The sequence below is a fragment of the Nitrospirota bacterium genome, assembly GCA_040752355.1.
Lineage (GTDB): Bacteria > Nitrospirota > Thermodesulfovibrionia > Thermodesulfovibrionales > Dissulfurispiraceae > JBFMCP01.
The window spans coordinates 115,387-137,269 of record JBFMHE010000007.1 but is presented as its reverse complement, the minus strand read 5'-3'; the positions used below and the strand labels follow the sequence as shown (position 1 = coordinate 137,269).

21 protein-coding genes and 1 tRNA gene are annotated in these 21,883 nt (G+C 60.9%); 5 read left to right on the top strand and 17 right to left on the bottom strand.

Translation table 11 applies throughout. The features are described from left to right. Nucleotides 1-62: 62 nt before the first annotated feature. The 6 genes from AB1805_07090 to rpsU all read right to left on the bottom strand — a co-directional run bounded on the left by AB1805_07090 (nucleotide 63) and on the right by rpsU (nucleotide 5,372). Entirely contained in the window at nucleotides 63-833 is a 771-nt protein-coding gene (locus tag AB1805_07090) for a C4-type zinc ribbon domain-containing protein (GenBank protein MEW5745182.1), read from the bottom strand. Nucleotides 834-921: 88 nt separating this feature from the next. Then, nucleotides 922-997, bottom strand: a tRNA-Ile gene (locus AB1805_07085). Between the two features lie 111 nt (nucleotides 998-1,108). Further along, nucleotides 1,109-2,635, bottom strand: coding sequence for an RNA polymerase sigma factor RpoD (rpoD, locus tag AB1805_07080; protein MEW5745181.1), 1,527 nt, complete (start codon nucleotides 2,633-2,635; stop codon nucleotides 1,109-1,111). A 32-nt stretch (nucleotides 2,636-2,667) separates the two neighbouring features. Then, nucleotides 2,668-4,443, bottom strand: coding sequence for a DNA primase (gene dnaG, locus AB1805_07075; GenBank protein MEW5745180.1), 1,776 nt, complete (start codon nucleotides 4,441-4,443; stop codon nucleotides 2,668-2,670). Nucleotides 4,444-4,619: 176 nt separating this feature from the next. After that, nucleotides 4,620-5,075 carry a GatB/YqeY domain-containing protein gene (locus AB1805_07070; GenBank protein MEW5745179.1) on the bottom strand — a complete coding sequence of 152 codons (456 nt, stop codon included), beginning with the start codon at nucleotides 5,073-5,075 and terminating at the stop codon, nucleotides 4,620-4,622. A 99-nt stretch (nucleotides 5,076-5,174) separates the two neighbouring features. After that, nucleotides 5,175-5,372 (bottom strand): 30S ribosomal protein S21, encoded by a 198-nt coding sequence (rpsU, locus tag AB1805_07065; protein ID MEW5745178.1) that lies wholly within the window; start codon nucleotides 5,370-5,372, stop codon nucleotides 5,175-5,177. A 237-nt stretch (nucleotides 5,373-5,609) separates the two neighbouring features. Here rpsU and hisB point away from each other — a divergent pair, with 237 nt between their 5' ends. From hisB to thyX, 3 genes are all read left to right on the top strand, one after another. Then, nucleotides 5,610-6,194 (top strand): imidazoleglycerol-phosphate dehydratase HisB, encoded by a 585-nt coding sequence (gene hisB / locus AB1805_07060; protein MEW5745177.1) that lies wholly within the window; start codon nucleotides 5,610-5,612, stop codon nucleotides 6,192-6,194. Nucleotides 6,195-6,248: 54 nt separating this feature from the next. After that, nucleotides 6,249-7,364, top strand: coding sequence for a site-2 protease family protein (locus tag AB1805_07055; protein MEW5745176.1), 1,116 nt, complete (start codon nucleotides 6,249-6,251; stop codon nucleotides 7,362-7,364). 91 nt (nucleotides 7,365-7,455) lie between these two features. Beyond that, the gene (gene thyX, locus AB1805_07050) at nucleotides 7,456-8,187 is read left to right on the top strand and encodes an FAD-dependent thymidylate synthase (GenBank protein MEW5745175.1); all 732 of its coding nucleotides are present in this window, start codon (nucleotides 7,456-7,458) and stop codon (nucleotides 8,185-8,187) included. A gap of 8 nt (nucleotides 8,188-8,195) precedes the next feature. Here the strand turns inward: thyX and AB1805_07045 are convergent, their stop codons facing one another. Next, nucleotides 8,196-8,861 carry an acetate--CoA ligase family protein gene (locus AB1805_07045; GenBank protein ID MEW5745174.1) on the bottom strand — a complete coding sequence of 222 codons (666 nt, stop codon included), beginning with the start codon at nucleotides 8,859-8,861 and terminating at the stop codon, nucleotides 8,196-8,198. A 74-nt stretch (nucleotides 8,862-8,935) separates the two neighbouring features. On the opposite strand from AB1805_07045, the gene AB1805_07040 reads away from it, so the two are divergent. Together AB1805_07040 and AB1805_07035 are read left to right on the top strand one after the other, a co-directional pair. Further along, nucleotides 8,936-10,573 (top strand): acyl--CoA ligase, encoded by a 1,638-nt coding sequence (locus AB1805_07040; protein MEW5745173.1) that lies wholly within the window; start codon nucleotides 8,936-8,938, stop codon nucleotides 10,571-10,573. 77 nt (nucleotides 10,574-10,650) lie between these two features. Continuing rightward, nucleotides 10,651-11,139, top strand: a complete 489-nt coding sequence (locus AB1805_07035) for a YchJ family protein (protein MEW5745172.1) — start codon at nucleotides 10,651-10,653, stop codon at nucleotides 11,137-11,139. A gap of 149 nt (nucleotides 11,140-11,288) precedes the next feature. Here the strand turns inward: AB1805_07035 and AB1805_07030 are convergent, their stop codons facing one another. The 10 genes from AB1805_07030 to AB1805_06985 are packed head-to-tail and all read right to left on the bottom strand — an operon-like array spanning nucleotide 11,289 to nucleotide 21,878. After that, nucleotides 11,289-13,043, bottom strand: coding sequence for a chloride channel protein (locus tag AB1805_07030; GenBank protein ID MEW5745171.1), 1,755 nt, complete (start codon nucleotides 13,041-13,043; stop codon nucleotides 11,289-11,291). 18 nt (nucleotides 13,044-13,061) lie between these two features. Continuing rightward, nucleotides 13,062-13,760 carry a hypothetical protein gene (locus AB1805_07025; protein MEW5745170.1) on the bottom strand — a complete coding sequence of 233 codons (699 nt, stop codon included), beginning with the start codon at nucleotides 13,758-13,760 and terminating at the stop codon, nucleotides 13,062-13,064. A gap of 55 nt (nucleotides 13,761-13,815) precedes the next feature. Further along, nucleotides 13,816-15,066, bottom strand: coding sequence for a glycosyl transferase family 2 (locus AB1805_07020; protein MEW5745169.1), 1,251 nt, complete (start codon nucleotides 15,064-15,066; stop codon nucleotides 13,816-13,818). A 34-nt stretch (nucleotides 15,067-15,100) separates the two neighbouring features. Beyond that, nucleotides 15,101-15,250, bottom strand: coding sequence for a hypothetical protein (locus AB1805_07015; GenBank protein MEW5745168.1), 150 nt, complete (start codon nucleotides 15,248-15,250; stop codon nucleotides 15,101-15,103). Further along, a complete protein-coding gene (locus AB1805_07010) occupies nucleotides 15,247-17,502 on the bottom strand; it encodes a trehalose-6-phosphate synthase (GenBank protein MEW5745167.1) in 2,256 nt (751 codons plus the stop codon). The genes AB1805_07015 and AB1805_07010 overlap by 4 nt, the downstream gene beginning before the upstream one ends. A gap of 1 nt (nucleotide 17,503) precedes the next feature. Continuing rightward, nucleotides 17,504-18,718, bottom strand: coding sequence for a glycosyltransferase (locus AB1805_07005; GenBank protein MEW5745166.1), 1,215 nt, complete (start codon nucleotides 18,716-18,718; stop codon nucleotides 17,504-17,506). Further along, entirely contained in the window at nucleotides 18,718-19,374 is a 657-nt protein-coding gene (locus AB1805_07000; GenBank protein MEW5745165.1) for a DUF5752 family protein, read from the bottom strand. The genes AB1805_07005 and AB1805_07000 overlap by 1 nt, the downstream gene beginning before the upstream one ends. A 43-nt stretch (nucleotides 19,375-19,417) precedes the next feature. Next, a complete protein-coding gene (locus AB1805_06995; GenBank protein MEW5745164.1) occupies nucleotides 19,418-20,671 on the bottom strand; it encodes a M23 family metallopeptidase in 1,254 nt (417 codons plus the stop codon). Between the two features lie 49 nt (nucleotides 20,672-20,720). Further along, the gene (locus AB1805_06990; GenBank protein ID MEW5745163.1) at nucleotides 20,721-21,383 is read right to left on the bottom strand and encodes a hypothetical protein; all 663 of its coding nucleotides are present in this window, start codon (nucleotides 21,381-21,383) and stop codon (nucleotides 20,721-20,723) included. A 30-nt stretch (nucleotides 21,384-21,413) separates the two neighbouring features. After that, complete coding sequence (locus tag AB1805_06985; GenBank protein ID MEW5745162.1) at nucleotides 21,414-21,878, bottom strand: SH3 domain-containing protein; 465 nt, start codon at nucleotides 21,876-21,878, stop codon at nucleotides 21,414-21,416. Nucleotides 21,879-21,883: the final 5 nt, after the last annotated feature.

The following is a 21,883-nucleotide window of genomic DNA, read 5'->3' as shown; positions in this document are numbered from 1 at the left end:
AGCGCTGATTTTAGAGTGTCGGTACGGAGATGGACAGGCCGCCTGCAGAGGAGCTCAACGGCTCACTCGCTGCCGGTGTCTGCTGCCGGGGCGTGGTGCTCGGGCTGGGGCTCCTGCGGAGTATCCCCGTTGCCGGGATAGTAGAGTATCCGCCTGCACTGGGGACACTGGGTGATCTCGTCGTTGCGCTTCAGCTCGACGAAGAACTGGGGCGGGATGTGGAGATTGCAGCCCTGGCATACCTCGTTCTTGGCTTCAACCACGGCGAGGCCGCGGCTGGCTTTCATGATCGACATGTAGAGAGCGTAGAGGTCGCTGTCGAGGGCGTCGATATATTTCTTCCGCTCACCCTTGAGCTTCTTCAGCGACGCTTCCTGCCGCTGCGCCTCCTCGTCGAGCTGCCTCTTTAGTTCATCCACCTTCGCCTTCTCTCCCGCGAGAGAGGCGCTCTCGGCCGCAAGGCGCTTCGACGACTGCTCGATCGCATCCATGAGGGAGAGGGAGTCGTCCTCGGCGGCTTTGAGATCCTTTTCCGCCCGCTCTATCTCCTTGAGGTGCGCCTGGTACTCCTTGTTGGTCTTGATATCAGCGGTCCGCTGCTTGAGCTTCTTTATCTTCTCGTTGAGGTCCTCGATGTCCCGGTCTTTGTCCCTCTTCTTCTGTTCGAGGGCGGCGTGGCCCTGTTTCGCCTGCTCGGAGGCGGCCTCGGCCTTTTTCAGCGGCCCTTCTCCGGCGGAGACCCTGCCAGGGATCTCATCGATCTCCATCCGCGCGGCGAGGATAGACGTGTCCAGCTTCTGCAACTCGATAAGAAGTCTCAACTGCTCGTTCACCAACACCTCCCTTTACCTGCCCGCGGCACCGGGCGCTCTCGCGTACGGCAAACGGCACGCGCCGTATCGCCCGCTGCGCTGATGCTGCTGGTGGGCCCACCAGGACTCGAACCTGGGACCAACCGGTTATGAGCCGGTAGCTCTACCAACTGAGCTATGGGCCCTCATGCCCCGCCGCGCTGTCGTGCGCGGCGGCGGAATCTGATTAATCTTAGATTCCAAAGTCTTAAGTCTTTTACTATATATTCCCCTCCGTCGTTTAGTCAAGCGTTCTCTTAGGAGCTGCCGAGGAAGTGGCGGAGCCACTTGCTCCGGGACGGATGCTTCAGCTTCCGTATCGCCTTCACCTGGATCTGCCGGATGCGCTCGCGGGTGACGTCGAAGGCCTGTCCCACCTCTTCGAGGGTATGGGGGTTCTCCTCCCCGATGCCGAAGCGCTTGCGAATGACCAGCTCCTCTTTCGGAGAGAGCGTGCAGAGAATCTTATGGATATGCACCTTCAGGTCGTCCTGGATCACGGCATCCAGCGGCGAGAGATTCGACTTGTCTTCGATAAAGTCCTTCAGCATGGTGTCGTCCTCTTCGCCGATGGGCGTCTCGATCGAGATCGGCTCCTTCGATATCTTCAGGATATTCTTGACCTTGTCGACCGGTATCTTCGACCGCTTCGCGATCTCTTCGGGGGTCGGCTCGACGCCGAGCTCCTGCACCAATTCCTTGGTCACTTTGTTGATCTTGTTTATGTTCTCGATCATATGCACCGGGATCCTGATGATCCTCGATTGGTCGGCTATGGCCCTGCTTATCGCCTGCCGGATCCACCAGGTGGCATAGGTGCTGAATTTGTATCCGCGTCTGTACTCGAACTTGTCTACCGCGCGCATGAGGCCGATATTCCCCTCCTGGATGAGGTCGCCGAGGCTCAGCCCTTTGCCCATGTACCGCTTGGCAATGCTGATGACGAGCCTCAGGTTCGATTCCACCAGCTGTCCCTTGGCGCTGCTCAGCTCCAGCTCCGACTGGTCGAGCTCCCTCACCACTTTCTTGATCTCCGCGGTGCGCAGGCCGATGTTCGCCTCGAGCTTCTTGATCTCCTCGCGGAGCCTCTTGCAGGGGGCGGCCTTGCCGGGAGTCTTCCTGATCCTGGCGAGCTGCTCGTGCAGCGATTCGAGACTGGTGCTCAGGCTTTTGAGCTCGCCCGAAAACGCGTTGATGACATCTTCCTTCAGGTTCAGCTCCTTGACCTTGAGCAGGATCTGCTGCTTGTTGTTGCCGAGCGAGCGGGTGACGGACGCATTCTTCGCTGCCGAAGGCGCCTTGCTCCCGAGGGAGAGCCCGCCGTCCTTGAGCAGACGCCTGCGCTTGGTGAAGAGGGTGCTGATCGATTCGGTCAGCCCGGTGAACCGCTCCTTCTCGAAGAGCAGGTCCTCTTCTTCGAGTTCCTCGACATCCTGCACCAGGTCTTCGATCGGCGCCTCGCCCTTCTCGACGAGCCTTCCGAGCGTGACCAGCTTATTGAGCACGAAGGGAATGGTGAAGAGCGTGCCGCTTATCTTCAGCTTGCACTCCTCGATCTGCTTCGCTACCTCGATCTCTCCTTCCTTGGTGAGGAGGGGGATGAGGCTGATGCCCTTGAGGTAGGCCTTGAGCGGGTCGTACTCCTGCTCGAGCGAATCCCGCGCACCCTCGGTCTCGATCGGCTCCGTATGCTCAAACATCTCTATGTCTTCGATGCTCGTTCCGGTAAGTCCCGCATCTTCCTTATTGAATCCGCCATTGTACATGCCGAACTGCTCTTTCAAGAATCCCTCCTTTCATTGTCTTTGCTGACATTCTACCGCTGCGCAGTATCCGCTATCTTCTGCAATAACTTTCTTTTCTCGGTTATGAGGGCGTGCAACTGCTTCGTATCCCCTGTCTCCCTGGCGTCCCGCTCCGCCGCCTTGATCTGTCCTTCGATGCCCCTGAGGAGCACCTTATCCAGGCAGTCCTCGATATTGCGATCGACATACTGCTGGTCGATATGGGGAGCTACGGCGTGCTTCGTTATGAGCGCCCGCTCCTCGTTTCCGCACAGGGCGAGGAGTCTTTCGGTGAGAGAGGAAGTGCTTTCGTCATCGGACATGAGGGTTCTCATCTTTTCGAAGACTCGTCGTGCAAGGGTATCCTCCATGGTGTCGGGATTGAGGCGACGTACTATGCTTGGCGCCTTTTCAGGCAGTGAAAGGGCGATGTTCAGGAGTATTTCTTCTTCATCTCTCCGCTCTCTCTTCGGCTGCAGCTCCTGACGGGCATCGCCGGCAGAGGAGCGGGCCCCGTAGGGGCTCGCCAGCGGCTTCGGCTTGATCTTCTTCAGCTCCTCGCGGACGGCATGCTCGTTGAGTCCCGACCAGCTCGCTATCTCGCGCAGGGTCTCGTCCCTGAGGAGCGCGTCCGGGCAGGCCGGTATGAGCGAGAGCGCGTACTTTGCCGCCTCGATTTTTTTCTTCCCGTAGAGCTTCATGAGAAACTCCACCGGCGATACCGCTTTGCTCAGGGCGAATTTGAAACGCTCCGGCCCATAGGTGCGCAGGAACGTATCGGGGTCCTCGCCCGTCGGCAGCATGAGCACCTTTGCCGTCATTGCCTCGGCAAAGATGAGCTCGAGGGAGCGCTTCGCCGCTGCCGCTCCCGCGGTGTCGCCGTCGAAGAGGAGGAGCACGTTGCTCGAGAGGCGCTTGAGCCGGTGCACATGGCCTGCGGTAAGGGCAGTGCCGAGCGGCGCGACCGTGTTCAGAAAGCCGTGCTGGTGGCAGGTGATCGCATCGAGATAGCCTTCGACGATGATCGTGTAGTTTTTCTGCACGATCGCCTGCTTCGCATGGTGCAGCGCGTAGCAGGTGTCTCCCTTCCTGAAGATCGGGCTGTCGGGAGAGTTGAGGTACTTGGGAACGCTCTTCGACGATGAGAGGGTCCTGCCGCCGAAGGCGATGACCTTCCCCTGGAGGTCGCTGATGGGAAACATCACCCGCTCCCGGAAGAAGTCATGGGCGCCGCGCTCCCCGAAATGCACGAGACCGGAGGCCTTTATCTGCTCCGGGGAGAAGCCTTTCTTCTTGAGGTGGGAGAGGAGGGCGTCGCGGTCGCCCGCGCTGCAGCCGAGAGCGAAATGTTCTACCGTTCCGCTGCTCAGCCCGCGCTCCTCCAGATAGGCGCGGGCCTGCCCGGATGAGGCCAGCAGGCGCTGAAAGAAGAGCATCGCCTCCCTGTTGAGCGCATACAGGACCTCCTTCAGTGCAGCAGCCGCGGACGAGCCGCCCTTGATGCGCTCCAGCGATATCCCCGCCTTGCCCGCAAGATGGGAGAGCGCCTCCTGGAAGGTCATGTTCTCATAGTCCATCACGAAGGCGAAGATATCGCCCCCCTTGCTGCAGCCGAAACAGTGGAATATCTGTTTCGAGGGGCTGACCATGAAGGAGGGGGTCTTTTCGGTGTGAAACGGGCAGAGCCCTTTGTAGTTCTGACCGGCCCGCTTCAGATCGACATGCTCGGAGACGAGATCGACGATATCGAGGCGCGCCTTGATATCATCGATGAGCGCGTCGGACTTCATGGCACCTGTATTCTTCATACTCTCCCCGATGCGTGTTTTTTTTACGTACTTCCGCTCATTATATCAGGTTACCAGAGGGAGGCCGGTTATGTCGAGTGCTTATTCCCGGCAACGGTACTATGAGCGCTTTTTATGAGGCGGATGAATGAAACTCCCCTGCTGCAGACGCTTGTGCAGTAAAACGGAAACGGGAGCTACGAAGCGGTACCGAGGAGCTCCTTGACCCGCTGGTTGACGACTTTTCCGTCGGCAGCTCCCTTGACTTTCGGCATGAGCAGCTTCATTACCTTGCCCATGTCGTTCGGCGATGTTGCGTGCGCTTCCTCGATGGCCGCGATGATGATGCGGTCAAGCTCCTCGGGAGGAAGCTGTCGGGGGAGGTAGGACTGGATGATCGCCAGTTCCCGCTGCTCCCGGTCGGCGAGGTCGGTTCTTCCCGCTGCCGTGAAGTGCTCGATCGACTCCCTCCGCTGTTTCGCGAGGGTGGACAGGACCGCCACGACCTCATCGTCCGTGAGCGGTCCCCGTTTGTCGATTTCCTTATTTTTGAGAGAGGCCTTGATCATCCTGATTGCCGAGACTTTCAGCTCGTCACGCGATTTCAAGGCTTCTTTAAGGTCTGCGTCCAATCCCTGGAGGAAGGTGCTCATCACTATCCCGGCCCCGGCTCCTGTTGTCGATCAGTATTTTGCAGAGAAGGGAATATCCGCCGCTGCCCTCTGCTTCCTTCCTGCCGAAGGGGTGTGCAGCTAGCGCGAGAATGACCGTGTGCGCTTTGCGGCTTTCTTGCGGGCAGCCACTATCTTCTTTTTCTTCTTGATGCTCGGTTTATCGTAATGCTCTCTCTTCTTGACATCGGAAAGGATGCCGTCCCGTTCGCACTGTTTTTTGAACTGCTTGAGCGCGGACTCCAACGATTCCGAATCTTTGACCTTTACAGAGGGCACGCTGTCTCCCCCCCTCTCTCTAGAGTAGTTTTTTATACTTTAGCAATTCAGACAGGGGTCTGTCAAGAAAAAGAAGGTCTGAATTGCTTGAGGTATAACGCTTTTTGGCTCTTCCCGCTGAACGGAGGCGGTGCCGTTCCCCCCCGTCGGAGGGCGGCCCCCCGTTTCCGGCTGCTGCATTGACAAGGACCGGCGGCCCGGCTATTATACTCAGGTGAAAGACATCAGGAGGAGACGATGAGAAAGGCAAAGATCGAGCGTACCACCAGGGAGACGGACATCGCCGCTGTCCTTAATCTCGACGGCAAGGGATCCTGCGAAGTGAACACCTCCATCCCCTTCCTGGACCATATGCTCACCCTCTTTGCCTTTCACGGCATGATGGATGTGCAGATACGGGCGACGGGTGACATCGAGGTCGATTATCACCACCTCATGGAGGACCTCGGCATAACCCTGGGAGAGGCGGTCAAAAAGGCCCTCGGGGAGAAGAAGGGCATCCGGCGCTACGGCGAGGCGACTGTCCCCATGGACGAGAGTCTCGCCCAGGTGGTCATCGATCTGAGCGGCAGGCCCTATCTCGTCTATAACGTCAAGCCCCCCCGCGGCACGCTGAAAGGGCTCGAGGTCTCGCTCTTCGAGGACTTCTTCAGGGCGCTGAGCAACCACGCCATGATGAACCTGCACATCACCGTGAAGTACGGCCGCGATATGCATCACATCCTCGAGGCCGTGTTTAAAGCCTTTGGCAGGGCGCTCAGGGAGGCGGTTGCACGGGACGAGCACGGCAGGAGACTGCCGTCCACAAAAGGGAAGCTCTAGCTGCTGCGGTTGTCTGATTGAGATAGCGGCAGGTGCTATTTCTGAGGAGGGATCATGGCTGCTCCCCTCGAATCGGGATCGCTCAAGATCGCCACGATCATGGGCATTCCCCTGAGAGTCCATTTCTCCTGGCTCATCATCTTCGGGCTGCTCACCTGGTCGTTGTCGTCATTCTATTTTCCCAGGGCCGTGCCCGATCTCGCCGCAGGGTCGTACTGGGCGAGCGGCGCCATAGCAGCGCTGCTGCTCTTCATTTCCGTGGCGCTGCACGAGCTCTCGCACTCCTTCGTCGCCCTGCGATACAAGCTGCCCATATCCAGCATAGTCCTTTTCATTTTCGGCGGCGTCTCGCAGATCAAGGGGGAGCCTCCCGACCCGAAGGTGGAGTTCAGGATGGCGGTCGCCGGTCCGCTGGCGAGCTTTGCCCTGGCACTGGTGTTTTACGCGGCCTATACCCTCGTCCCCGGCGGCGTGGTAAGGGCGCTCTTCATCTATCTTGCCCAGATCAACCTCGTCCTCGGCATTTTTAATCTGATCCCCGGGTTCCCCATGGACGGAGGACGGGTGGTGCGGGCCTACCTGTGGAACCGGTCGAAAGATTTCTACAGCGCGACGCGCACGGCTTCGAGCTACGGACAGAAGATCGCCCTGCTCTTCATCATCCTGGGGGTCCTCTCGCTCTTCGGCGGCCTCTCCGGCGGCCTCTGGTTCATGCTGATCGGCTGGTTTCTCTATACCGCGGCGCAGGCGAGCTACCAGCAGGCAGGGCTCCAGGAGACGCTGCGCGGCGTCGCGGTGGAGAGCATCATGGTCAGGGATTTCGTACGCATCCCTCCGGACACGGTCATCGAAGAGGCGGTGAACGACTACTTTCTCAGGTACGGCTACGGCGGGTTTCCGGTAATGAGGAACGGCGAGTTCCTCGGGTTCGTATCCCTGAAAGAAGTAAAGGACGTGCCCCGCGAGCGGTGGCGGACTGCGACGGTCGGCGAGATCCTCGTCCCCCATGACCGGCGGTGGGAGATTCCCGCGCAGAGCGATGCCATGAAGGCGCTCGAGCTGATGATCAGCGAGGACAAGGGACGGCTCGTCGTCATGGAGCGCGGCTCCATAAGCGGCATCATTACGAGGAACGGCATCGCCAAGTACATTCAGATCATGGGGAAGTAATCGCAGCTCGCCTATCATCCGTTTGCTGCATAACCGCAGGGAGCGCCTGCCTCCCTTGCATTAGCCTTTTCGGAGCAAGTATAATCCCCGCATGTCCGAAGCGCGATTGAAGGTCATTCTTTTAGAGCACACCCCCAATCCCGAAGAGACGGTAGCTATGGCGGCGAAGCTCTGTTACAGCCCGGCGGATATTACCGCGCTGAGAGAGAAGATAGAAGCCGGGGACCAGAAAGCGTTTGTCGAAAAGCTGATGAAGATCGGCCACCTGAGCCCTATCGAGCACGCGTCCTTCACCTTCGCCGTCGAAGGCATATCGAGGGCCTGCTCCCACCAGCTCGTCAGGCATCGGCTCGCGTCGTACAGCCAGCAGTCGCAGCGGTACGTCAGCGAGGAGAAGGGCTTTGATTATGTTATTCCGCCCGTGGTCCGGGAGGATGCCGAGGTGAGGGAGTACTTTGAATCGTTCATGGCCGAGGCGCAGAAGGCCTATAGTCATCTGGTGAAGAGACTGAACGAGCGCGGCATACAAGGGGAGGCCGCAAACCAGGACGCGCGCTTTGTTCTGCCCAATGCAGCGGAAACAAAGATCATGGTCACCATGAATGCGCGGGAGCTGCTCCACTTTTTCCGGCAGCGCTGCTGCAACCGGGCGCAGTGGGAGATCCGCGCCATGGCAGAACGGATGCTGGCCCTGGTAAAAGAGATTTCACCCGTCATTTTCTCGAAGGCGGGTCCCGGCTGTCTCCACGCACCCTGCCCCGAGGGAGAGTACACCTGCGGAAAGACCAAAGAGGTGAGAAAGAAGTACGGGCTCGGCAGCTGAGGTCCGCTCTAGATCTGCCTCACCACCATCTTCGCATCGAGCACCATCGCGCCGTCGGGATAGAGCGCGACGGGATTGAGCGTGATTTCTTCGATCCTGCCGGTAGCGATGATCTCCGAGACAGCGGTCAGCACCCGGGCGAGGGCATTCATATCGACCGGCGGAGCGCCGCGGTAGCCTTGCAGGAGGCGGTATCCCTTGATGCGCGCTGCCAGCCGGAGGGCCTCTTCCTCCCCCAGCGGGACGAGCCCGAAGGCGACATCCTTGTACAGCTCGACGAAGACACCGCCGAGACCGAACATCACCACCGGGCCGAATTGGGGATCAATGATGCCGCCGGCGATCACCTCGACCCCCTGCGGCGCCATCTCTTCGATCAGTACCCCCTCGGCGCCTTCGATCCGCTTCAGTTCATCGACCGCCTGCCTGAGCGCCTCCTCATCCGCAATGCCCAGCCTGACGCCGCGGACTTCGCTCTTCGCGGCGATCCGGGGCGACGCGATCTTCGCGACGAGCGGATAGGAGAGGGCGAGCGGGCGCGGAAGCTCTTCCTCCCCGGCTACATAACTGCCTCTGGGAACCGGAAGACCGAGAGCGGCGAGAAGCGCCTTCGTCTCGTACTCGCCGATAGCGGTCTTTCCTTCGATGGTCTTTATCAGGTCGGCGGCGGTCATCTGCTTTAATTATAACAGCAGCGCAGGCCGGCAGGTCTCCCAAGCCCTCGCGGCTGACGACCCGATAGGCAAATATGGTACTATGGGTGACCATGGATGCAGCGCCGAACATGAGCGACTATCGAAAAGAGTACGGGACCTTCTCGCTCCCGGTGCCCTCGCTCTTTTCCTTTCCCCTCGATGTCTTCGACCGGTGGGGAGACCGCTGCGCGCTCTTCTGGACCGACGGCGCTGCGGAGCGGAAGTTTACTTTCGATGAGCTGAAAGTGCTCTCCTCGAAAGGCGCCGGCGCTTTCAGGACGCTCGGGGTCAAACGGGGCGACAAGGTGCTGGTCATGCTGCCGAACATACCCGCGTGGTGGGAGATCATGCTCGCGCTCATGCGCATCAATGCGCTCCCCATCCCCGCAACGACGCTCCTTTCGCCGAAAGACATCGCGTACCGCCTCTCGGCAACGGATATCAAGGCGGTCATCGCAACGGAAGAGAGCGCCCCGAAGGTCGAAGAGGCGATGAGCGCGGTCGAGACGCCCCCCCTGCTGCTGAGTATCGGCAAGCGGCCGGGGTGGTACGACTACCTCAGGGTGCGGGAAAAAGCGGTGGCCTTCGAAGGAGAGCGGGCCCCGAGCAGCGACCCCGCGCTCATCTATTTTACCTCGGGGACGACGGGGCAGCCCAAGATGGTCCTCCATACCCAGGCGTCCTATCCTCTTGCCCATATGCTCACCGGCGCCTACTGGCTCGACCTCAGGCCGGGCGACCTCCACTGGAACCTCTCCGACACGGGGTGGGCAAAGGCGGCATGGTCGAGCCTCTTCGGGCCCTGGCACCGGGGCGCTGCCGTCTTTTCGCTCTACCGGAAAGGCAAATTCGATGCGCCCGTTATTCTCGAGGCGATGCAGAAGTACCCGGTCACGACCTTCTGCGGTCCCCCGACCGCCTACCGGATGATGGTCAAGGAGATACAGGCTGCCGAACAATTTTCTTTCCGCACGCTGCGCCACTTCGTCGCTGCAGGGGAGCCGCTGAACAGCGAGGTGCTCGAGCTGTGGAAGGAGCGGACAGGACGGTACATCTACGACGGCTACGGCCAGACCGAAACCGTGAACGTGCTCGCCAACTTCAGGTGCCTCCCGGTCAAACCGGGGTCGATGGGCGTGCCGGTGCCCGGCTTTACCGTTGCGGTCATCGACGGCAGCGGTGTCCCTGTTCCGGCGGGAACGGAGGGAGCGATCGCGATTCAGGCAGCCCCTGTGCGGCCGGCCGGCTTGTTCAAGGAGTACCTCGGCAACCCGGAGGCCACGGCGCGCACCCTCCTCGGGCAGTGGTACATGACCGGAGACCGGGCGTACAGAGATGAGGAGGGCTATTTCTGGTTCGTCGGCAGGGACGACGACATCATCCTTTCGGCAGGATACCGTATCGGTCCTTTCGAGATCGAGAGTATTCTTATCGAGCATCCCGCGGTAAAGGAATCAGCGGTGGTAGCGAGCCCCGATGAGGTGCGCGGCGAGGTGGTCAAGGCCTTTGTCGTCCTGACCCAGGGGTACAGTCCCTCCGACGCACTGGCCAGGGAGCTCCAGGAGTTCGTCAAGAAGAGCACCGCGCCCTATAAATACCCGAGGAAGATCGAGTTCTCCGCCGACCTGCCGAAGACGGTAAGCGGCAAGATAAAGAGAAAAGAGCTGAAGCTGCGGGAGTTCGGCAAATGACGGCGTTGACGCGCTCGGGGATTCATGGAGCGGCTGCGTGTGCTATAATCCCGGAGAATTCTTGTAAGGAGCCTGTTATGGATACGTGCCCGTGCGGATCGAATACAGCCTATGATGCCTGCTGCCGCCCCCTCATACAAGGCGAGCGTCCTGCGGAGACCGCAGAGCAGCTCATGCGCTCCCGCTACAGCGCTTATGTGAAAAAAGAGCTGGAGTATATCTTTGCCTCTCTCCATCCCGGCCACCGGTCGGACTATGATGCACGGAGCACCCGCGCCTGGGCGGAGAGCGCTCAGTGGCACGGGATAGAGATCGTGAAGACCGTAGGCGGCGGGCCTGATGATCACGAGGGCCAGGTGGAGTTCGTGGTCACCTATTCCGAAGATGGTACTGCAAGAGAACACCACGAGCTTTCCACGTTCGAAAAGGAGGCAGGGACATGGTACTTCGTGAGCGGAAAGACGATTCCTCCCAAGCCGGTGGTCCGCCCGGCTCCCAAGGTCGGCCGCAACGACCCCTGCTCCTGCGGGAGCGGCAGGAAATACAAGAAGTGCTGCGGCGCGTAAGCCGGCAGTGCAAGGCTAGGGATAGCTATGCCTCTGGCTGAAACGAAGGGGGCGGGATGGTGAGCGGGACTCCCCAGAGCTTAAGGCGTTAACGGACCGGTGCACGCCCGCCTCGCCCGGCGAAGGAGACATGCGCCGGGATATTCCCCTTACGCCTTTTCTTTAAGGACCTCCCGGTTGTACGCCGAGATGACATCGCCCCTTCCTACCATGGCGACCACCCGGCGTGAATCGCCGGCAGCGACGACCGGGATCTCGTCTATATCCTTCAGGGAGAACCTCCTCATTGCCGTATTGAGGTCATCGTCGGGGAGCAAGGTGATAACGTGCTCTGTCAGTATCTGATCGACCCTGACCCTCTCCTTCACCGTCTCTTCGAACAGTACGTGGCGGATATCCTGAATAGAGATGATCCCCCGCATGTCGCCCGCATCATCGGTAACCGGAATATAGAAGCGTTCATGGTCGACCATGAGCGCTATCACGTCTTTCAGAAGGGCATGCTCGTTGACCTGTATAACGTCCCGCCTCATGATGTCGCTCACCTTTATCCTGCCCATCGTCGAGCGCTCCATGCCGAAATGGAGGGCTATCCCCTTTCTGCTGAGCTCCACGGTATCGATGGAGTCGGGAGAGAGCCTTTTGGCGACGACGGTCCCCACCACGGAGGCGAAGAGCAGGGGAATTATGATCTTATAGTTTCCCGTCATTTCGAAGAGGAGAAATATCCCGGTGAGCGGGGCGTGCGTCGCGGCGGCGAGGAAGGCGCCGATGCCGACCGTGGCGTAGGCGCCCGGATACGCCGTCAGTGCGGGGAAGAGCCGGTGGACGACAGCCCCGAAGCTGCCCCCGGTCATCGCGCCTATGAACAGGGCAGGGGCGAAGACCCCTCCGGCTCCCCCTGACCCCAGCGTCACCGCTGTCGCGACGATTTTGAGGAGGACGAGCAGCGCGATGACCGGGAGGACGATATTCCCGGAGAGGGCCTCCTCGATATACCCGTACCCGTTGCCCATTATGTGGGGGAAAAATATGCCGAAGCTCCCTACCATAAAGGCTCCCAGCACGGGCTTCAGCTGCAGGGGCATCCTCGCGGAGGCGAATTCGTCGCTCACCCGGTGAAACACCTTTACATACACCACCGCAATAACCCCGATGATTATGCCGAGGAGGAGGTAGAGCGGTATCTCCGCAGCGCTGACGAGGTCGTACTGCGGCACGGAGAAGGCGGGAGTGGCGCCGTAGTATCCCCGCGACACAAAGGTGGCTATGCCCGACGAGATGACGATGGCGGCGAAGGACGAGAGCTCATAGTTGCCGAGGAGCACCACCTCCATGGCGAACAGTATGCCCGCGATCGGGGCGTTAAAGGTGGCGGCGATGGCGCCTGCGGAACCGGCGGCGACGAGGAGCTTCATCCGGTTTCCCGAGAGCCTGAAGAACTGGCCGATTGCGGACCCGATCGTTCCGCCGATTATGGCGATAGGTCCTTCGACTCCCGCGGAGCCTCCCGAACCGATGGTCAGCGCGGGGCCGACGGTCTTCAGGAATATGCTCCTCGCTTTCATGACGCCGCCGCGGAGGTTCACGGCCTCGATGAACTTCGGGAAGCCGTACCCGTTCACCTCGCGGGGAAAGAGCAGCGAAAAGGGAATGAGCAGGAGCGCTCCGGTCATGGGGAGCAGCGGCAGCAGGGCGCGATATCCCCCGCCCTCGTCGATACGGAGTAGTTTCGAGCCGCCGATGAAGACGGTCTCGTGTACAAACTCCATAGCCGTACGGAACACGATATTGGCGACCCCGGCGAGCATGCCGATGGCGAGCGACAGGATAATGAGCGCCGTCTGCTCGTCGGCCCTGACCTTCGAGAGCAGCAGGAGCAGACGGTCGAGCTTCTGTTTCATCCGGCCGGCCCCGGGCAGTTAGAGGTGGTGAATATCATCTCTCTCCTCTTCGGAGAAAAGTTTCTTCTCGATGTACGACTGCGCGGCTTCCCGGCCGCCGAGGCCGAAGGCGAGGGCGAGCGCCAGGACGACGCCCCCGAACAGTATGCCGAACGCGAGCAGGACCGTCTCCTTGCCGATCCCGAGCTGCTCGAGGGCGACCGAAAGCGTGAAGAGGAAGACAGCGAGCTTTACCGTCTTGCCGATCAGTCCCGCCATGGCCAGCCCGGCATTGACCGACGCGATGAGCGCCGCCCTGCCGAAGAAGTTGGCGAGGAGCACGCCGATCACCACGATGGCGAGCGCAACGAAAAGATTGGGAAGATAGAGGAGCATCCGTTCGAGGAGCCGCTCTACGGCCGGGACCGTGAGCGTGCTCAGGGATATCAGAATGAATATGGAGAAAACCAGCCAGCCGGCGAGCCTGCCCGCCACCGCGGCAAAGGGCTCACGGATGCCCCCCTTGAGGAGCAGGCCCTCCACTCCGGAACGCTCCGAAAGCTCGGCGAGCTTCATCATGCGGAGTATGCGCAGCACGATATGCTTTGTCAGCCACGCTGCGCAGGCGCCGACGGCCAGGATCAGCAGCGATGAGAAGAGGTTCGGCAGGAAGAGCGCCACCTTTTCGAGAAATCGCTCTGCCGGCTCTATTATGAACCGTTCAACACCAGGTATCATGTGTCCCTCCTGAAAATAGTCGATCTGCAATTGTCGGCCGGATGATCATACGATCTCACTCCTCGCGGCCTTCCTTGTGCTCCCATTGCCCGATAAGCAGGGGCTTCATCTCCTCGAAGGTCCTGCAGAGCTGCTCGATCCTCTCCTCTACTTCGGCGGCCCCGCTCTCCTCCGTCTCGAGGACGAACGAAGCGGTTCTGCCTATATAGAGCGGCGTCATCGATCTGAGCAGATGCTCTTTGTAGACTCTTTTCTCGCGCACGGCCAGGGCGAAGCGGCAGACGATCTCTGACCAGAGGCCGTCGGAAAAAGAAAACTCCTCCCTGCCCTTCTGTTCGAGCTCCTTCAGCTCCTCCACGACCCCGGACGGGAGTGCCTCCTGCCACAGTCCCGCCAGCTCCTTCACGCCGAGCCTGAACTTGTCGATCATCCGGTCGACATTGACCGCAACGGGTTCGAGGCCCACCGTGTACTGGAACCCGAAGGTCGGCACCGGCTCCGAGCCGGTCACCCGGGACCAGACAGGAGCGTAGGTCTCCATGAGGTCGAAGGCAGAGCCGACCACCTGGTAGAGCATGGCGCTCAAATCGGCGCCGGGGTCTTTCGGGTCGTGTATCTTTGCGCCCAGGAAGGACTGGCAGACCCGGAACCCGTTGGCGATGGCGGTCGTGGTCATCCAGATGTCGATACCGTACCGCGCCACATCGCTCTCCCACACCTCCTGCATCAGATAAAAGGAGGCGAGCCTCCCCGAAAATCCGAAGTCCCCCCCGATGGGTTGGCGTATGCGTTTGCCGTAGAGGGCCCTCGTGAGGGGATAGACGATGCTGTTCGTGATGGTGCCGTCGTACTTGTGGCGGTGGTACAGCGGGGCGACATAATCGAATCCTCCCTCCACGACCGGCTTGATCAGGAGCTCGACCCACTCCGGCGTGATGCTCCTCAGGTCGGAGTCGACCACGGCACAGGCGTCCACTTCGAGCGCCTTTGCGATCTCGAAGATCGTCCTGAAGGCGCTGCCTTTGCCGGGGATGCCGTGATAGGGGGTAGCGATCTTGAGGACCGGCTCCACGCGATGACGGAGCAGTATGGATTGCAGATCGTCGATCGTCGTATCACGGACGACCTGCATGGTGCCATCCTTCGATCCGCCGTCGGAATTGACGATTACCGATTTCTTGTCGGGGAAGTACTTGGCGAGTCCGATCTGCACCGCCTTCACCACATGCGCTATGGTGTGCGCATTGTCATAGCTCGGAATACCGATAAGAATCTCAGCCCGTCCTATGGCTTCAAGCTGCTGCATCAGCTCCTTCCGCAACGTGATATCGCCCATCGCGTTACCGCTGCGGCGTCCCGCTGTTCTGATCGCCCCCCACCGCGAGGAGCCGTTCAAGGACGAGCGCCACCTCATCCCGGCTCTTCAGGCAATAGTCGGCTTCGGGGCTCCCGCCGACGCAGATGCTGACCCCTCTTCCCCTATCCTTCACTCCATCTCACCCGATGGCCGGAGGCGCGCAAGGGCGGTGATCAGGTCCGCGGCCCAGCGGTAAATATTGTTTTCCCTCACCACCGTGCGCATACGGGACATCCGCTCCGCTCTCTGTTTCGGCTCCATGGTGAGCGAGAGATAAACGGCGTCCGCCATCTCCTCGATGTCGTAGGGGTTCACGATAAGCGCCTCCGTCAGCTCCCTCGATGCGCCGGCGAACCGGCTGAGGATCAGTACGCCGTCCCCGTCATCGCGGGAGGCGACGAACTCTTTTGCGACGAGATTCATGCCGTCGTGCAGGGAGGTCACCATGCAGACGTCGGCCACGCGGTAGAACCGGCTGATCGCTTCGTGGCTGTGATGCGCCTTGAGGAGGACGATAGGCTTCCACCCTTTCACCTCGAAACGCCAGTTGATCCTGTTCACCGTCTCCTCCACCTCAGCTATCAGGTCGTGATACCGCTTGATGTGGGTCCGGCTCGGAGCGCCGAGCTCCACGAAGGTGAAGGCGCCGATGAATTCGGGATGCTTTTCGAGAAAACGCTCGATCGCCCTGAACCGCTCGGGAATTCCCTTGGTGTAGTCGATACGGTCCACGCCCATGCCCAGGTACCGTACGGATACTCCTATCTCCTTGAGAAGACTCTCCTTGAGCGGGAGCGCTTCCTGCACTGCGGCCGCCTTCTCGGTAACGCCGTCGAAGCGGACGCTTATGGGGAAGGGCTTCACCTGGGTCGTATGGCCGCCGCGGGTGACGGAGAACTGTTCCCAATCGATTTTCGATTCGAGGAACCGGTCGACCGTATCAAGGAAATTGTTGCAATGGAACTGTATGTGGAAGCCGACGATATCCGCCCCGAGCATGCCCATGAGGATCTCCTGCTGCCACGGGCAGATGCCGAACGCTTCGGGGTTCGGCCACGGTATATGCCAGAAGAGCGCCACCCGCGCATCGGGCCGCCTCTCCTTGATGAGCAGCGGAAGGAGGGCGAGATGGTAGTCCTGGATCAGGATCAGGGGCGACTCTTCGCCGGCTATCTCTGCGAGGAGGGCTTCGGAAAACTTTTCGTTCACCTTCTGGTAATACACCCAGTCCTCCAGCCGGAACGTCGGACGGGTATGCGTGATGTGGCAGAGCGGCCATATCCCCTCGTTCGAGAACCCGTAATAGTACCCTTGCTCTTCCTCCTTCGAGAGCCATATCCTCTTGAGCGTGTACGAAGGGCTCTCGGGCGGCACCCGCAGGGTATCGCCCGCGCCGACCGTTTCGCGGTCTGCATTGCCCCCGCCGTGGGCGACCCAGAGCCCGTCGCATATCCGCATCACCGGATCGAGGGCGGTCACCAGCCCTCCTGCCGGAACGATGCACCGCACCAGGCCTCCGTCCTTTACATGCATATAGGGCTCGCGGTTCGAGACGAGAAACAGCTTCTTGCCGCTCAGCTCGATGCGCATATGCTCTTTCAGGCGCTGGGCGGTCCAGAGCGAATCGATCTGCACGCGCCTCCTGGCCTCCTCCTCCGCCTTTGCGCGCGCGACCGCGAGGCTCTTTGCGAGATGGGTGACCTCGGAGACGAGGGGAGCGAGGACATCCCCCCTCGGCAGTATCGAGGAGTGCTCGACCCTGCCTTTTCCTGTCCGCAGCTCCTTCATCCATTCCGCAATCTGCGCGATCGGACCGGTGATGCTCCACCGCACCACGACGAGCGTGATAAAGACGATCAGGGCGGTGAGGATCAGGAAGCGGAGAAAATTGTAGTGCCATATTTCCCTGAGCCGTACATCGATATAGGACGCGTCGTGGAACAACGCGAGGGTCCCGCTGACCTTTTCTTCCGCCGGAAGCGGGACGGTGTAGACATAGACATTCTTCCCGTCGATATCCATGAAGCTGCTGACGGGCTGGCTGCCGGCGATGGACCGCACCGCTGCGGGAAAGGGATGCGGGATCTGCGGTCTGAGCTCCGGCGTCGATGCGACGACAGCGCCCTGCCGGTCGAACAGGGCGACCCCCTTGAGCCGCTCGCGATTGCCGAACCGTACCACCAGGCGGTTCAGCCGCGCGGTGGACGCCGACTGCATCAGGCTTACCACCGACTCCTCCAGGCTGTCGGCAAGGACGATAGTCCTCCGCTCCAGCTCGGTGATGAGGCGGTGCTTCTCCTCGTTCGCCTGGTAGAATGAAAAGGCCACGGCGACGAGAGCGCTCACCACCACAAGAGAGACGATAAGGCGAATGGATATCTTCATATCAGAGCTCCATCACTTCTTTCCGGCCGTTTTCCTCCCGGTACCATACCGATAAATAGTCCCTCAGCTGTCTCGTAATAAGGAAGTTCTTCCGTACATAGTCCTTTCCCTTCTCCCCCATCCGTTTCACCATGCCGGGGTTATTGAGGAACTGCCGTGCTCTGAACGCCGCCCCTTCTGCGGAGTGGACGAGGAACCCGGTGACGCCGTGGACGATCTGGAGCGGAATGCCGCCCACCGCGCCGCCGATGACCGGCTTCCCCTTCCACATCGCTTCCGAGACCGTCAGGCCGAACCCTTCCTTGAGCGACTTCTGGAAGATCACGGTGGCGCTGCGCTGCAGCGCGTTGATATCGAGGTCGCTGAAGGGGGGCAGGAGCAGCACGTAGATGTCGCGGTCGTCAGAGGCGTACGCCGTGACTTCGTCGAGCACCGCCGCTCCTTCGGGGTCGTCCGTGGCGGGGCTGCCGGCGAGGACGAGGATGCAGTCGTTGTACCTCTTCACCATGCGGTAGGCCTGAATCACGCCGATCGGGTCCTTGAACCGGTCGAAGCGGGAGACCTGCAGGATCATCGGCCGGTCCGCGGGGATCCCGAGCCGTTCGAGGACCGCGCGTATCTCGCTGTCGTCCATCTCCCTGTTCTTGTCGCTCAGGGGGTCGATGGACGGGGCTATGATGAACTCGCTGATCGGCAGCGCCTGGGCGAACCGCGCGACCGAGAAGACCGCTGCGTCGTAGCGCGCGCAGTAGCGCTGAAGGGCGTCCCGCACCTCTTTCAGGGGGTTCGATACATCGATGTGGCAGCGCCAGAACCACCGGCCGCCCTTTCTGAACTCGATCAGCGGCGCAGGCTGGGGATCGTGGATCAGCACCGCATCGGCCCCGAGGTCGAGATGCTCCGCATTATGCCGGTTCACCTCGTAATGGTGCGACCACATAGCCTCGGTAAAACGCTCCGGGTTGCCCTGCAGGGCGTTATGCATCTTCTTGGTGATATCGAAGAAGCGGTCGTCTCCCTCGATCACCTCCCAGCGGGCCGTAATGCCGAGATCGAGGATGAGGGGGATCATGCGCTGCAGGATCTCGGCCACGCCGCCGCCGCTCCGGGTGGAGTTCACATGCAGAAAGGTCTTTCCCTGAAGGCGCTCCCCGAGCTTCCGGAGGAGCAGCAGATCGCCCTTGGGGGCAATTCCGGAGTACCGGTCGAGCAGCATCACAGCACCTCCATGCCCCTGCGGACCTCTTCCTCCACCGCTTCGACGAGGAGCTCCCTGATGCCCTCGATGCTGTGCATGAAGGGGTCGATGGCCCGGATCTTCTGCGCGAGCCCTTCCCTGCCGAGAGCGGCCTCGACCCATGCCGAGAGGTCGTCGCTGCCGAGGCGGACCCGCGCCTCGTGGAAGTGGTAATAGAGCGCGCTGGGATCGAGGTAGCGCAGGGCGATGAGGAACTCCGCGAGGTTCTGCACCCTGATCCCTGCGGAAAAGACGAACGAGACGGTCTCGTTGAAGTGGAACGCATCACCGGCCATCGCTGCACGGGGCTCGGGGAAGCGCAGCAGGTAGTCGTCGATCACCGAGAGCAGCGCAGCCCTGAGGTCGTCGATATGCGTGAAGGCATAGGAGTCGATATTCGAGAGCTGCTCGGCCAGCGCCCGCTCTTCGAGGCTCTCGCCCGCCCAGTGGGCGAAGTCGTTGGTATACTCGAGGGCATGGCCTTTCACGAAATACTGGCAGGTATGATGGAAGAGCGACTTGCTGCTTACTGCGGCAATCGCCTCTCTCAACTCCCTGAGCGTACCGGCTTTCCTCCCGGTGGACTTGAGAATGCTCACGTACTGCTTGAACTCGAACGGCGCTGTCGTCTCCATTGATCCCTCCTTCTTCGTGCTGCCCTGCTCCCGACGGCAGGCATCAAGGGGAGCTGCGGGTCGCGAAGAGGCTGTCGCCTCCCCCGTGTCCCTGCGCCGGCTGCGGCAGCGGGGCGGCAATCGATGCGAATCGCCTCTCCATGCTGTCCCTGAAGCGGCTGAACGCATGTGCCCGATGGCGGGGAATGGTTTCTCCCCGGGGCATGTCCACCCGCAACGGATCGACCGGCCTGCCGCCGCGCCGTATTTCGTAATGGAGATGGGGGCCTGTCGCGAGACCGGTTGCGCCGACATAGCCGAGCACCGCCCCTTGCCCGACCCGGACGCCCTTCCGTATCCCTTTCTCTATCCCGGACAGATGCCCATAGCAGGTCTCGAATCCGTTGCGATGCCGCACGATCACGAGGTTCCCATACTGTCCCTTGCGCCCGGCAAAGGCTATCGTGCCGTCGCCGACCGCCGAGACCGGGGCGCCTGCCGGCGCCGCATAATCGATGCCGTGATGGGGCCGGTAGATCTTCAGTACGGGGTGGAGCCTGCTGCGCGAGAACCCCGAACTGATGCGCCGGAAGCTGAGGGGAGCTTTCAAGAACGCTCTCTTGAGGGGTCTTCCCCCGGCATCGTAGTAGTCGGCAGCGCCGTTCCGTTCAAACCGGTAGGCGCGGTAGACCGTGCCCGCATTCGCCATCTCTGCGGCGAGGATGTCGCCGTACTTCCTGAATATTCCCTCACGGTAGAGCCCTTCCACGACGATCTTGAGGGAATCGCCGGGCTGGAGGTCGGTCGAGAAGTCGATATCCCAGGCGAAGATATCCGAGATCCTGAGCGCGAGGAGCTCATCCTCCCTGGTCTCGCCGAGAGAGGAGATGAGATTGTTTGTGATCGACGCCCCTCTCTGGAGGACCCGCCGCTCGTACGCGATCGCTTTTTTTTCGGCGCTGAAGCCGGACTCGCTCCGCCTGATGTCCAAGAGGTGGTCATCGTCGATCCAGTACATAAAGGCATGCACCTGGTTGTCGTCGTCGACAACGATCTTGTAGGGCTGGCCCGGGTAGAGCTCCCGCAGCCGGTGAACCGAGGCAGAGGCCTCGCGCAGCCTGAAAAGCTCCCCCCTATCCAGCTTGCTGCGCATGAAGATGGTGAAGAGCGTCTCGCCGCGCTCGACGGTGCCGCTTATCTCACGGTAGGCCCCTTCCTCACCCCTTTCTCTCTCCGGCATCTCCACCATATCAATGGCGCCCAGCAGCATCAGCAGGATGGCTGCGACAAGGACGGCCTTTGCACCCGCTCTTCTCATTGCTCTCCCCGTTCCTCCTCAGCGGTTTTGTGCACCACACATGAATACTCTAGAGGCTGCTCATCAGCATCCTGCTCGTCTCATGCCAGAGCAGATCGATTCTGCTCAACGCAGCGGACAGGTTGGCATCGGCTTCCTCCCGCGCCTTTCTGAGCGTCGCCTGCAGTTCCTCGATGCTCTTTTTCCTTTCTCCTGAGGCAGCGGTCTTCATCCGCTCCAGGGCGGCGTCGATGAGCTCCATCTCGTTCCTGGCCGTCGTGACGTTCTTCGACAGCAGGTCCGTCCGCGCCTTTGCAATATGCCCCCTTACCGCCGCCAGCTTCGCCTCGAACGATATCCGCTGCAGGGCACCCGCGGTCTCTTTTTTCAGGCTCTCGAGAGCTTCGGCCTGCTGCTTGAGCGCTGTCTCCCTGGCCTCGCGCTGCTTCTGGAGGGTCTCCTCGGCAGCGGCCGCCTGTGCGGTCACGGAACGCTCAAGGGAAGAGGTCCGTGCGGCGAGGGCGTTGACCGCCTTGAGGATTTTCTGCGCGTCCGCATCAGGGGGCAGCACAGCGGCTTTGCGCGCTTCCTCCTCATTTCTGATAAAGGCCTCGATGCGCTCCAGCCGCTGCCGCAGATCCGCCGTCTCCCTCTCGATCACCACCGGAATGCCGTACCATACTGCTGCCGCAATCGCACTCATGACTGCCAGCACCGCTGCAGCGATCCTCATAACCGCTTCCTCCTCGTCATGAACTCCTTCTCATTGTATCCAGAGATAATCCCGGTGAACCCATCCCCGGTTTCCCCACTCGTCCGAGAGCTTGCCCCACTGCTTTTTCTGCTGCACGACCCGGTAGGAATAGTACTTCATCGCCTTTCCCGCAGCGCTGAGGGGATAGCGCGTACCGGGACCGGTGCGCACATTCACCTCGTCAGCTGTGACAACCGCGCAGCGGTACCGGGACGTCAGCAGCCGCTTCCGGACCCACCCCACATCGCCGTCGCTGTCGCGCACCGCATACCACTCCCCTGACAGCGATGTCCCGACGCGCACCACCGGCGTGAACGCGTATATATCCCACCTTGCCTTGTAGTGATTGCCCGGCCCTTCGCGCATCTTCGTCTGTCCCGTAACGCAGAGGGCGGCGGCATTGCCGGCGGCGATCACGATCACGAGGGCCGCCAGGATGAAACCCCATCGTTTGAGCGCACCGAAATCGATCATGGGTC